Genomic DNA, 13,483 nt, shown 5'->3' on the forward strand with positions numbered 1-13,483 from the left:
CCACCCCGTGTTCGCTCCGGCGTAGGCGTCTTCGTTCCGACAATAATTCCAAGGAGAGCGCAGATGAACGCACCCCAGGCACCCGCCCAGACCCAGGTCGAGCAGGTCAAGCTGCTGATCGACGGCCAATGGGTCGAGTCGAAGACCACCGAATGGCGCGACATCGTCAACCCGGCCACGCAACAAGTGCTGGCACGGGTGCCGTTCGCCACCGTCGAGGAAGTCGACGCCGCCGTGGCCGCCGCCGAACGCGCCTTCAAGACCTGGCGCGACACCCCCATCGGCGCACGCATGCGCATCATGCTCAAGTTGCAGGCGTTGATCCGCGAACACAGCAAGCGCATCGCCGTCACCCTGAGCGCCGAGCAGGGCAAGACCATCGCCGACGCCGAGGGCGATATCTTCCGCGGCCTGGAAGTGGTCGAGCATGCCGCCTCCATTGGTACCCTGCAAATGGGCGAGTTCGCCGAGAACGTCGCCGGCGGTGTCGATACCTACACCCTGCGCCAGCCGATCGGCGTGTGCGCCGGCATCACCCCGTTCAACTTCCCGGCGATGATCCCGCTGTGGATGTTCCCGATGGCCATCGTCTGCGGCAACACCTTCGTGCTCAAACCGTCCGAGCAGGACCCGCTGTCGACCATGATGCTGGTCGAGCTGGCGCTGCAGGCCGGCATCCCCGCCGGCGTGCTCAACGTGGTGCACGGGGGCAAGCAGGTGGTCGATGCGATCTGCACCCACAAGGATATCAAGGCGATTTCGTTCGTCGGTTCGACTGAAGTCGGCACCCACGTCTACAACCTGGGCAGCCAGCACGGCAAGCGCGTGCAGTCGATGATGGGCGCCAAGAACCACGCCGTGGTATTGCCTGACGCCAACCGCGTGCAGACCGTCAACGCCCTGGTCGGCGCCGCCTTCGGCGCGGCCGGCCAACGCTGCATGGCCACCTCGGTGGCGGTGCTGGTGGGCAAGGCCCGCGAATGGCTGCCGGATATCAAGGACGCGGCGCGCAAGCTCAAGGTCAACGCCGGCAACGAGCCGGGCACCGATGTCGGCCCGGTGGTCTCCAAGCGTGCCAAGGAGCGTGTGCTGGGCTTGATCGAAAGCGGTATCAAGGAAGGCGCCAAGCTCGAGCTCGACGGCCGCGACGTGAAGGTGCCGGGCTACGAGCAAGGCAACTTCATCGGCCCGACCCTGTTCTCCGGCGTGAAAACCGACATGCAGGTCTACACCCAGGAAATCTTCGGCCCGGTGCTGGTGACGCTCGAAGTGGACACCCTCGACGAGGCCATCGCCCTGGTCAACGCCAACCCGTTCGGCAACGGCACCGGCCTGTTCACCCAAAGCGGCGCGGCGGCGCGCAAGTTCCAGAGCGAGATCGATATTGGCCAGGTGGGTATCAACATTCCGATCCCGGTGCCGGTGCCGTTCTTCAGCTTCACCGGCTCCCGTGGCTCCAAACTCGGCGACCTCGGCCCGTACGGCAAGCAGGTGGTGCAGTTCTACACTCAGACCAAGACCGTCACCGCCCGCTGGTTCGACGATGACAGCGTCAACGACGGTGTGAACACCACCATCAGCCTGCGCTAAGCCATCAGCCTACTCTATGGAGAACGCCATGCGTATCGCATTCATCGGCCTGGGCAACATGGGCGCGCCCATGGCCCGCAACCTGATCAAGGCCGGGCACTTGTTGAACCTGTTCGACCTGAACCAGACCGTGCTGGCGGAGCTGGCCGGGCTGGGTGGGCAGGTCAGCGCCTCGCCGAAAGCGGCCGCCGCCGACAGCGAGCTGGTGATCACCATGCTGCCCGCCGCCGCCCATGTGCGCAGCGTCTACCTGGACGAAGAGACTGGCGTGCTGGCCGGCATCCGCCCCGGCACCCCGACCGTGGATTGCAGCACCATCGACCCGCAGACCGCCCGTGAGGTCTCCAAGGCGGCGGCGACCAAAGGCGTCGACATGGGCGATGCGCCGGTTTCCGGCGGCACCGGCGGCGCGGCGGCCGGCACCCTGACCTTCATGGTTGGCGCCAGCGCCGAGCTGTTCGCCACGCTCCAGCCGGTGCTGGCGCAGATGGGCCGCAATATCGTGCACTGCGGTGAAGTCGGCACTGGCCAGATCGCCAAGATCTGCAACAACCTGCTGCTGGGCATCTCGATGATCGGCGTGTCCGAGGCCATGGCCCTGGGCAACGCGCTGGGCATCGACACCAAGGTGCTGGCCGGCATCATCAACAGCTCGACCGGGCGCTGCTGGAGCTCGGACACCTACAACCCGTGGCCGGGCATCATCGAGACCGCCCCGGCCTCGCGCGGCTACACCGGCGGCTTCGGCGCCGAGCTGATGCTCAAGGACCTGGGGCTGGCCACCGAGGCCGCGCGCCAGGCGCACCAGCCGGTGATCCTCGGCGCGCTGGCCCAGCAGCTGTACCAGGCCATGAGCCTGCGCGGCGAGGGCGGCAAGGACTTCTCGGCGATCGTCGAGGGTTATCGCAAGAAAGACTGACGGAGCAGGCTGGACTTCATCGCGGGCCGGATGGCCTACCCCCTGTAACTGCGCACCAGGGGGTAGGGCGTCGGGTTCGCGATTTTTTTTGTGTGCGTGGGGGCTGGCGCGAGATATCGCCTTGGCCTTTTCGCCGGCAAGGCGACGCGATGGACGGTGGCGCTTTGCTTTCCCTTCACGTTTTCAAGTACCGCGTACCTGGCATTTTTGCCAGTTTCTCGATTCGCGGCACACGCCTAGCATCCTGCGTAAACCACAACAGCGCTACCACCGGTGGGTTGTCGGGTGCGCGCATGTCCAGGATGCCAAGGGGGCAACATGGCCAAACGCAAAGATCGCAAACAAGTTGCGTTGTTCGAGAGGATTCTTGATACCGAGCCTGGGATCAAAGCCAAGCTCGACAGCGAGACCTTCGAGCAGGTTTCGATTCTGGACTTGCAGCGTAAGTCCACCCAGGCATTGATGGAACTTTACCCCTCGCTTCGAGCGAGCGAGGCTAGGCGGCTAGGTGCACGCCTTGACGTCGCATCGGCGGCCATGATGCGTGCGTTCCGGGAAAAGCGCCTGAGCGCAGGCGTCCGCCGAGCGGCGGATGAAATGAAGGGCCCCCTGGCGCTGACCAGCGGCCCCACCTTCGAAAACCAGTTCAACCCTTTCTGGGCCAAGCACACCCGCCCAGGCGCCGTGGATGCCACCACAGGACCGTTCGCCTACCTGTTCGACATGCTGATCTTTGTCCGCGACCACATCGGAGCGCAGGTTGATGCCGGCAAATTCCTGCCTCTGGAGACACGGCGCCCCGACCTGTTCAGCCTGTTGGTCGACGAACAAACCATGAACCGTGAGGTGACCCAGGTCGAGATCGTCAATCATGTCATGGAGCGTGCAATCGACGACCATCGCAAAGCGCACCCGCAGGACCTGACTTCCGTCGAGGACAAGCTGCTCGAAGTGCGCTACCCGTTCCGGCATTTTCCCTACGAGACCCACTGGGAGCAGATCCGCACAGTACTGGCGTTCAATCAGCTGCACATCAGCGATTTCACGCACCTGTCGGATATCGACAGCCCCTATTTCATTCAGCCAGGTGCCCACTCGGCGATATCGAACATGGCCCTTCAGCAGAACTCCGCGCTGGGGCCGGCATTGCGCGCCATTCTCCTGGAGCCTTCACCTTTCAGTACCGAAAGCGTGAGTTTCAACCCGCAGACTCGACGGTTGCTGGCCTTGCCGGCAGAAAACGAGATACAACGCACAGCGCGTCTATTGGAAACAGCCAGCAACTTCTATCTCACAAACTTCGGTGTTGCAGGCTACCCGACCTTGCAGAATGTGGTGAATTTCTGCCAGGCACTGGAGTTGACGCAGGATGGGATGGAGTCGCTGTTCGGCTTGTCTGCACATGCCCCCTCCTTGTCGGAGAATGCCGGTGGCTCCAGCCTGCCTGTCAGCCCTGGCCTGTTCGGCGCGCGGTTCCTGAACAGTGGCGAAAAAGATCCCGTTTCAGTCGAAAGTACTCCTGATGCCGCCGAACACCACCGGTTCCTGAATTTATCCGAGCGACGCTGTGAGCGGCTCAACCGCCTGGTGCGCCTGGCCCATGCGCTGAAGCTGTCCTACCCGGAAACGGACCAGGTGGTGTGTGCGATTATCGATGCGGAGAGGCATGTGCAGGCTGAACTCGAGAGAGAGGAGTCCGAGGAATCGCCGCTCTTGATAACGGTCAACAGCGTCAGAGGGTTGGGGTTGTTCCAGTACTTGCAGGCGCGTTTCTCCTGCACTGGCGAAGAGTTTGCCGCGCTGATGTCGGATATGGGGGTGTATGCCATCGGCGATAAGCGCAGTCACTTCGACCGCGTGTTCAATAGCGATACCGTTACGCCGCTGGTGATCGATGGAACGGAATTCAAGCTCAGTGGCGAAGACAGCGAGAGCAAACGCACCATCGATCAATTATGCCGAGGGCTCGGCATCAACATGGAAACCTTTCGCTACCTGTCGCGCCTGGTCATGCAGGGGCAAGGAGGCGAAACACTGACACGTTCGATCACGACCTTCAGTGCGTTCTATCGGGTTACCTTGTTGGCCAGGCTGCTTTCGATCACAACGATCGAACTGTTGTCGCTGCTGGAAGTGCTGAACCCGGAAGGCATCTATGCCCTGCAACTGACGGGTGTCACCAGAAACGCCATGTATGAGCACTTCTCGCGGACAGACACCGTCAGCGTCACCTATGCCGTCTGTCAGTGCGTGCTCTGGTGCCAGGAGCAGCAACTGCCTATCGCCTGGCTGGTCCAGCAACTGCTGCCGATCGAGGCATCGGACATGGTACCCCAGGAGTTCAAGACCCTGCTCATGGAGCTCAAGGGCGACCTGTTGCCTTTTCGCAACTTCGACCAGGACATGGCGGAGGCCGGTGTCCCCGGGCTGGTGAGCAAGCGCTGGCAAGATGTACTGACGCATCTGGTGGATGAAGATGGCCTGGTCAGGACTACCGGTAGCAGTGCTCGAGACTTCGACTATCTCGACTACGAGAACTTCGCCCAACGGGAAGTCAACGCGGTGATCGATCAGCTGATCGTCGAATCATCAGGCAAGGCGATCGAGTTGCCCGGGCTGGCAGTCGATGAAGTCGAACGCTTGAAAACACTGGTCAAGGGGGTGGTACTGCGCATTCGGGTACAGCAATGGGGGGTGGTGCAGGAGCGCTTGTCACACCTGCTGGCGCTCAACGCCGATAAGGTGATCCCGGTAATCTACTGGGCCGAAGGAACAGTGCACTCGCTGATGTCGAGTGCAGTGGGCTTCAACCCGGACATCATCGAGCCCGAACCCCTGAAAGCAATGATGCCGGTGCTCCTGCGCATGATGAGATGTGCCCAGGTTGCCACCCAGTTCGACTTGAGCCCTGCGTTGCTCTCCAGTGTGCTGAGGCGCTCGGAAAGGTCGCGTTTCAGCCTGAAGACCACAGAGCTGACATTGCACACCCTGTATTTCCTTGAGCGCTACACGCGCTGTCTGCGTTCGGCCAGGCAAACCGAAGCACAGTTGCTGGGTTACTTTGCCTCGATCGAGGCACAGGGGGAGTTGACCGCGAATGAACAACGGCTGATCAAGGATATCGCCGCCGACAAGGTCGCCACGTGGTTAGGGTGGGGTATCCGCGAGGTGCTCGACGTGGCGGCCGAGGTAGCGCCCGATGGCATCATTCGCAATCTGGCGCAACTGCTCGCTCTGATGAATACGCGGCAACTGTGCGAACGCACCGGGCTGAGCGCTGTGTCGCTGATGAAGCTCAGTCGGCTCACCGCCTACTCCGATACACAAGCCTACCGCCGCGTCGCGCAAGAGATGCTCAGCAGCTTGCGTCGTGATCCCGAACAGCGCCGTGACGAGGTGGAACTGCGCCAGAGCTTGTCTTCACGGTGCGAAGTGAGCGAATCGCGGTTGGTTGCCAGGAAAAATATGGGTACCGAAGCCACTACGGTGTCACTGACGTTACTGGATATGAACAACCAACCGTTATCCGATATTCGGGTGGCCTGGTCCACCGATCTCGGCAAGCTGCTCGACTTCTACAGCTACACCGACAGGATGGGGGTTGCACAGGTGGTGCTGCAGGCCGGGGAACAGCAGGGGGTCGCCCATGTGAAGGGGACCTACCTGCTGGATAGCCAAGCCATCGCGCCTGATATCATGATCGACTGCGACGAAACCACGCTGAAAGTGGACATAGTCGAAGGTAAACCGGAGAAAAATGACCTCGACAAGTTGGCGGGAGGTTTAGGGGTTTACAGGTTCAGGGCACTCTTGAAAGACAAGTACGGCAACGTGGGTATAGACCGTCTGGTGAAGTGGGCCAGCGAGATCGGGTACTTCGACGCCTCCGTTGGCGAATCGCTGACGGACAATGAGGGCTGGAGCGCCATCGACCTGCGCAGCTGGGAAGTGGGCAAAGGCGAGGTGGCTGTCTGGTACGCACCGCTCAATGGCCATCCGATAGTGTTCTCGGTGGGCTTCGAGGACAAGCCTCACGTCAATTCGGTTGTGCTGACGTCGTGGGCTGTTGTGGGGGACGCCATCGAGGTCGAGGCAACGATACTTGGCCTGGACTGCAAACCGGTCTGGGGGCAGGTGGTCAAGTGGACCTGCTCGGATGAGGATGTCGATATCGTCCCGCAAGGTGACAGTGGTTGGGACGGCAAGGCGAAGGCTATCTTGACGGGTGTCAAAGCTGGGCCGTTGACCGTGACCGCCACCCTGTGGACGGCAAGTGATCCTTTCAAACCGTACTACTCAGAAAAGATGTCCATCGAGGTAATGGCCAATGCCATCGCCGCCTATGACGGTGACAAGCGGTGGCCAATCGCGGACGGCATCAACGCTGGCGAGTATGCGGTCCGTGTCGCCAGCACTGACAAAAAACCCGTTGCCAATTACCCGGTTACATGGAGTGTCGAAGGCGAGAAGGGTGGGTCCCAGTTGATGGTTACCGGGCCGGAGGGTATCGCTCGCTTCGCTCTGCGAGGCACAGAGCCGGGGCCCAGGACTGTTATCGCAACTGTGAATGACCGGCCGCCCCACCGCTTCGAAGGTGTCGAGCTCATGGTTCCGCTGAACGTGGAAATCACGCTTACTGAAGGAACCAGCGGCGCAGAAGAACCCATTACCGACAAGATCATCCTCATCCAGCCGCATACGGGCATCAAGCAGTACACCCTCGCCTACCGACTGCCAGACGATCATCCGCTGTCGCTTTTGCCCATGCAGCTTATCTATTCCGGCCGCGATTCGGACGTTTCGCTGGGATTGAAGTTCACGCCGTCGCTGGGCTCCGAAAACTCTGCCGAAGACGGCATTGTGAGCTGGACGATCGATTGTGAAAACACGGCACTGCGTGACAACGTAGAGCTGAAGTTCGGGCTCTGGTGCAAGCAGATGATGAAACCGATAGAGCGTGATGTCGTCGTCCAACCATCCGAGGGTTGATTACCGGGTTTTCACCTTTCTCCCCTTTCGAAGAGGTCTTTATGAACAGTGAATTGACCGACGCCCTGGCGGAACAGTGGCGTGACGCGCTGAGTGCCTATGTGATGCATCACGTGCTGCCGGACAAGTTGCAGGCAGGTGCCCTGAACATGATCACGGCCGAGCACCTGGACCGTTACTTCATGATGGATACCCAGGTCACCTCCAAAGTGACGACGTCCTACCTGGCTGAAGCATTGGCTTGTACCCAGACCTATATCAACTCGATTTTCAACAACCTCGAGCCTGGGTATCCGGAAGATTTCGATCCGAAGCTGAAAACGTTCTGGCAACAGGCCATGTCGAATTATTCGATCTGGGCGGCTTACCAGATGCTGGAAGATTATCCCGAGAACTACATCCGCGCCGACCTGAGGTTGGACAAGACAACGTTGTTCAAGACCCTGGAGAACGACCTGAGCCAGGGGCGGATTACCGATGCCGCCGTGCAGAACGCATTGCTGACTTACCTCAAGAGCTATGAGCACCAGAACAGCATCCGGGTGCAGTCCGGTTACATCGATTACCGCGAGGATAATCTGGACAGCAAACGGTTCGACGGCTTCAACTTCGCCAATTCGGATTACTACCTGCTGGGCAAGGACACGGCTTCACCTCCCCAGTACTACTGGCGGCAAGTCGATGTGCGCCTGGACCAAGCCTCCACCTATATCCAGCCCGACGCCTGGACGGAATGGCAGCCGATCACCCTGCCGGCAGGGAGTACGGTGGTCCATGCTCGGCTGGTGTTGTTCTGCGGGCGCCTGCATTTGGTCTGGTTGCACTATGGGGCGCCGGTCACGGTACGACTCGCCGATGAAATCGAGAAGGAGCGTTATACGCTGAAACTCGAGATCCTCTATCTGGGGCTGGATAAGCAGTGGTCGGTACCGGAGCTCCTATGGAGCGAGGATATAGATCAAGATCGTACGAAGAAAGCTGACGCGATAATGTTCGATCCGAAGCCCTACAGGTTGTTGGCACTTGCATTAGGCCGTGCACAGGGCGGTGATGACCAGTTGTACGTTGCGCTTGCCACGCAGAATGGTGATACATACAGAAGCAAATTTATTGTGCAGCGCGATGTGTTGAAGCGTGCGGTGGCTGACGTGGACTTTCCGCCCGGCGATAAAGGGGAAGACGGTCTCATGGGAGTGCTATTTGCGCACTTTAGCGACGAGCCAGGGAAGTTGAACTTCCAGCGGCGCGTGAGTTCCAGTGATTTCCAAGTTCAGAGTGTCGAGTCGGATGGCAAGGATCGTCATCTGGAACTTGATGTTCTTCTGCAGCAGATGGGTAAGGAAAAGTACGAGCTGTACGTACGGGCGCGCTCTTCGGAAGTGCGTATTCACTATCAGGTATATGTAGCGAATTTCAGTACTGGTTTTATCCTGCTGGGAGATAGTTTCGGCCAGGCCCAGGTACGCTCCAATGCATCCGGAAAGCTTGAACTGCATTGTTGGACGTTAGGTGAACCTGACTTTAGCGACCTCACACTGAACCATACGGCGGCCCTCGCGACGAGTCTGTCCAAGGGCGACTTTAAAAAGACACTGTATGGGTGGTATGTGGCAACGAAGGAGATTGATCAGTCACCGGGGCTGGCAAGTGCGCTAACGGGCTGCAGCGCCGAAGACATCCGTGGCGGTGGAGGGTTCACTGTCACTGTCAAAGGTATTCAACCACCGAGGTCTCTGTCTGCTCGCAGTAACTTCGTCATTGTGCTCCCTGCGATCACAACCGTGGATGACATGGAATTGAAGGTCGAGGGCAAAAACCCCCCTTTGTGGACCGGTCCGTTCACTTACAACGGTGCCGCCAGCAGCAGCTGGAAGCACCTTGCCTGGCCTGATGGGAAGGACGAGGTCAAGTTTACGGTCGGCCAGAAGGGGCAGGAGGTAACGACGTTCACGCTGACGCGATCGTCCATTTCCACCCTTGACCTGGATGCGATGCCGCACATTCATCAACAGACAACCGGTACTGACTTCCTGGTCCTCAAGTTCATCAAGAGTGAAGACAAGCCACTGGCCGCACGCTTGAACTCCCAGCAGGTCCCGGACCTGATCAATCGTGCTCAATTTACCCCTCAGGCAGTGTTCAGCTGGGACGCGCAGCATCTGCAGGAGCCGGCCTACGACGCGGAGGATAGCGGCGACGCGTATCAGGTCTGGCAGCGGTCCGCTGAAGACCCCTTGCTGAACGTGTACGATGCCAACGGCATGTACTTGCGCGAACTGTTCTTCCATGTGCCCCATCTGATTGCCTCGCGTCTGCAAGAGGAGGAGCGCTTCGAAGAGGCCCGCCGCTGGCTGGGACTGATCTTCGACCCGCAAAGCAGGCAATCTCCAACGGAAACACGCGGTGTCGATTATTGGAATTGTGCCTGGGTGACGCAGGACGATACCGAGGCTGACGCGCCCGAGCATGAGCTGATCGATCCGCATGCCATTGCACTGCGTAACCCTTCGCATTACCGCAAGGCCATCTTCGTGCAGCATGTGGGCCTGCTGCTCGGTGAAGCCGATCTTCAATACCGTCGGCAAACCCGCGACAGCCTTGCCAATGCCTGGCTGCTGTACCGAATGGCGGCGGACCTGATGGGCGAGGCGCCGGATGCACGTTCGATTGATACATGGATACCGCAAACCATAGGCAAGCTGTTGGATCACCATGACGAAGGCAGCCTGGTGGAACGTTACGCACACGCCGTTGTACCAGAGAACCTGCCCAAGCAACGGTCCACGTTCTTCTGGGCCGGCGTGGCGGCACACAAGGCCTTCCGAGTGCCGGTCAACAGGCAGTTGCTGGACATCTGGGACCTGCTGGCGCAGCGCTTCCATAACCTTCGCCATTTCCTGAGCATCGAGGGTTATCCGATGGAACTGCCGCTGTATGCGCCGGCGGCGAATCCGTTCGACCTGCTGATGGCGCGCATGAGCGGCAGTGCCAACCTGGCTCACCTGCTGGGCTATCGCACCGTGGTACCGCCTTACCGATTCCGCACCCTGGTGGCCAAGGCCCAGGAAACGGTGACCGCGCTGATCCAGTACGGCGAGCAGTTGCGCGGTTTCCTGGAACTGGAAGAACGTACCGAACTGGAAGCGATGCAATACCAGCAGGCTGCGGAAATCGCGGGTTACACCATCGGTATTCAGGAGCAGTTGCTCAGCCAGCAACAGAAGAACGAGGACGTGCTGAGGGCGCAGCGTGCCGCTACGGCGTTGCGGCGGGATCACTACCAGCGCTTGTACGAAGACAACATGTCGCCTGGGGAGACTGCGGCAATAACCAATAGCACCATCGGACGCAGCATATCCTCGGTCATGAACACCGTACTTGCTGGCGGCCACCTGGCTACAGCAGTTCCCAATGTCTTTGGTCTGGCCAGCGGTGGCGCTAACTGGGGCGCGCCATTGACCGCAGCGGCTTTACTGGGGCAGATGGTTCCGGATGCTTTGATTCTTTCAGCCGACGTGTTGCGCGAAACCGAAGGCTACCGCCGCCGCCGGGAAGAATGGCAATTACAAGCCAAGCTGGCCGGCAAGGAGCTGGACGTCATCGACAAGCAACTCGAAGCGCAAAAGCATACGACGCTGGCCGCCCAAGCCTCGCTGGAGCACAGCCGCAAGGCCCTGGCGCACTCCCAGCAGTTGTATGCGTACTACCAGAACAAATCCACCAGCGTGTCGCTCTATCGATGGCTGCGCTCCCAGGCCACCACCTGGCACGCGACCTTGTTCGATGTGGCGGTCAGCCTGTGCAACAGTGCCCAGGCCTGCTGGCAGTTCGAGACGGGCAACTACGACAGGCAGATCATCCGCACGCCCATCTGGCAGGCGGACCGTTACGGCCTGAATGCCGGTGGCGAGCTGCGGCTTGACCTGCATCGGTTGGAGACGGAGGCACTGCTGAGGCATGAGCGGCACCTGGAGCTTCGCAAAACGGTGTCGCTGCAGGCGCTGCTGGGCCAGAAGCTGGTCTTCGACGCAGGCGGCAAAGTGCTCGAAAACTGGGAGAAGGTGCTCGAGGCGTTGACAGAGGATGGCGAACTGAAATTCAGCCTGTCGGAAATGCTGTACGACCAGGATTATCCGGGACACTACCTGCGTCGCCTGCACAGTGTGGCGTTGACACTGCCTGCCCTGCTGGGCCCCTACCAGAACATCCGCGCAACCTTGACCCAGACCCTGAGCCGGTTGGTGGCCAAACCAGATCCCAAGGCCGTGGTGTTCCTGACACCGGAATTGCACGAGGGCGAGGATTCTGGCGACGGGCGCTACGCGATGATGAGCTTGCGTGCGCGGCAGCAGGTCTGCCTGTCTTCGGCCAGCCAGGATATCGGCCTGGTGACCGCCGCCGAGACGGATGATCGTTATCTGCCATTCGAAGGCACTGGTGCGGTGTCCGATTGGCACCTGAAGTTCCCTCGTCATGACACGCAAGTAGAGCTGATCAATAACCTCAGCGACATCATCCTGGAGGTCCGTTACTTGGCCTTGCCTGGCGGGGCGGGCTTCGAATCGGATGTCAATGACCTGGTCGAAAAGTATCTGGGGGGCCGTTGATCGTTGTCGAAGCGCAAACGGTGGCTTTCAGGCGTAGTTGAATGTTGTTTGCCTGGCCGCTGAGACAGTGACTGTTGTTTCCGGTTTTTATCGGTTTACCAAGCATGACACAGGAGATGCCCATGTCCATTAGCTCAAGCCTAACGCCGAATGCCTCAAGCGAAGAGGAAACCAAGAGTCATCCATTACTGAATGGCCATTCGTTTCCCGTCGATAGCATCGGTCCTGAAGACCAGAACGAGACAGCCTGGAAGTGCAATCAAAGAAATACACACTATAACTACAGAGAAGGTGAAGATGGCAGCCGTTATGTAGAAATTAAAGCAGGAGCTGACATCTGGCAGGACATTAAGCTTAGCGTTAATGCGAATCCATTCAGTGAGGGGCGCCCTGAATACAAGCTTGGATGCTTGTACAATAGTGACGATTTGAGCGGGTGTAGTCTCGTTGTGTTCTTGATCGAGGACGGAGGGGGCGAGGGAAAAAATATTTTTGACGAATCCTTGGGGGCGTCAGCGGAGAAGGTCACGTGGCACAGGTTGGATGCCAAAAGAATACCTGTGCCTGAGGAGACCAAAGAGCTCAGGGTCAAGTTCAAGACGCCAACTGGAGAGAATGGCAGTATCTTGCTAAAAGAAGCCGTAATGGAGTTGCTTCTACCAGCGTTTGATGATTGAAAAGATGCAAATGGTCATGGCCAGGGTGAGCACTCGCAGGGGGCGTTCTGGCATGGCGCGGCCGGCATTCTGGCCCCGCCTGGGGAGCGTCCAGCCCCGAGGGTTTGCCCACAGAAACGACGACTCTCGGGCAAACCCTCCCCGCACGGGATCGGGCTATTTGGCCTTGGCTGCGTAGCCGCTGCTGGCAACGCTTATGTATGCGCGCGGTCAGGCGAACACGAAATACTTGCGCACCGTCTCCACCACTTCCCAGGTGCCTTTCATCCCAGGTTCGATCACGAACACATCGCCCGCCTTCAGATGCTTGGGCGCTTCGCCTTCGGGGGTGACGATGCAGTACCCGTCGAGGAAGTGGCAGTACTCCCACTTCTCGTAGTGGACCTCGAACGTGCCCGGCGTGCAGATCCAGGTGCCCATGATCTTGCTGCCGTCGGCGGACAGGTAGGCGTTGAGGTTGACGGTGTGCGGATCGCCGCCGATGCGCTTCCACTTGGTGGCGTCGACGACGGGGGTGGGGCAGGTTTCGCGCAGGACGGTGATGAAGTCGGACATGGCGTGGCTCCGGGCAGCGGGTGAGGTGAGGCATCACCATAGGGGCATCGCCGCCCGCGCGGTTGCCTGGGCTCGACGTCCAGCTGTCTGCCCGCGCTATGGCAGGGGCTCTTGTCGCGCAGGGTGTAGGAGCGGCTTCAGCCGCG

6 protein-coding genes are annotated in these 13,483 nt (G+C 59.7%); 5 read left to right on the forward strand and 1 reads right to left on the reverse strand.

What is annotated here, in order from left to right; genetic code table 11:
* Positions 1 to 63 precede the first annotated feature (63 nt).
* From JYG34_RS03245 to JYG34_RS03265, 5 genes are all read left to right on the forward strand, one after another.
* Positions 64 to 1,590, forward strand: coding sequence for a CoA-acylating methylmalonate-semialdehyde dehydrogenase (locus JYG34_RS03245; RefSeq protein ID WP_213659455.1), 1,527 nt, complete (start codon positions 64 to 66; stop codon positions 1,588 to 1,590).
* Between the two features lie 28 nt (positions 1,591 to 1,618).
* Complete coding sequence (gene mmsB / locus JYG34_RS03250; RefSeq protein WP_213659456.1) at positions 1,619 to 2,509, forward strand: 3-hydroxyisobutyrate dehydrogenase; 891 nt, start codon at positions 1,619 to 1,621, stop codon at positions 2,507 to 2,509.
* 318 nt (positions 2,510 to 2,827) lie between these two features.
* Entirely contained in the window at positions 2,828 to 7,498 is a 4,671-nt protein-coding gene (locus tag JYG34_RS03255; protein WP_213659457.1) for an Ig-like domain-containing protein, read from the forward strand.
* 41 nt (positions 7,499 to 7,539) lie between these two features.
* Positions 7,540 to 12,105 (forward strand): neuraminidase-like domain-containing protein, encoded by a 4,566-nt coding sequence (locus tag JYG34_RS03260; RefSeq protein ID WP_213659458.1) that lies wholly within the window; start codon positions 7,540 to 7,542, stop codon positions 12,103 to 12,105.
* A 122-nt stretch (positions 12,106 to 12,227) separates the two neighbouring features.
* Positions 12,228 to 12,782 carry a hypothetical protein gene (locus JYG34_RS03265; RefSeq protein WP_213659459.1) on the forward strand — a complete coding sequence of 185 codons (555 nt, stop codon included), beginning with the start codon at positions 12,228 to 12,230 and terminating at the stop codon, positions 12,780 to 12,782.
* A 210-nt stretch (positions 12,783 to 12,992) separates the two neighbouring features.
* Here the strand turns inward: JYG34_RS03265 and JYG34_RS03270 are convergent, their stop codons facing one another.
* Positions 12,993 to 13,337, reverse strand: coding sequence for a cupin domain-containing protein (locus JYG34_RS03270; RefSeq protein ID WP_213659460.1), 345 nt, complete (start codon positions 13,335 to 13,337; stop codon positions 12,993 to 12,995).
* Positions 13,338 to 13,483: the final 146 nt, after the last annotated feature.

It is taken from the genome of Pseudomonas entomophila (genome assembly GCF_018417595.1).
In the GTDB taxonomy this organism is placed as follows: domain Bacteria; phylum Pseudomonadota; class Gammaproteobacteria; order Pseudomonadales; family Pseudomonadaceae; genus Aquipseudomonas; species Aquipseudomonas entomophila_C.

Coding starts and splice junctions, on each gene's coding strand:
- JYG34_RS03245 (WP_213659455.1), top strand. CDS start 64: ATGAACGCACCCCAGGCACCCGCCCAGACCCAGGTCGAGCAGGTCAAG.
- mmsB (WP_213659456.1), top strand. CDS start 1,619: ATGCGTATCGCATTCATCGGCCTGGGCAACATGGGCGCGCCCATGGCC.
- JYG34_RS03255 (WP_213659457.1), top strand. CDS start 2,828: ATGGCCAAACGCAAAGATCGCAAACAAGTTGCGTTGTTCGAGAGGATT.
- JYG34_RS03260 (WP_213659458.1), top strand. CDS start 7,540: ATGAACAGTGAATTGACCGACGCCCTGGCGGAACAGTGGCGTGACGCG.
- JYG34_RS03265 (WP_213659459.1), top strand. CDS start 12,228: ATGTCCATTAGCTCAAGCCTAACGCCGAATGCCTCAAGCGAAGAGGAA.
- JYG34_RS03270 (WP_213659460.1), bottom strand. CDS start 13,337: ATGTCCGACTTCATCACCGTCCTGCGCGAAACCTGCCCCACCCCCGTC.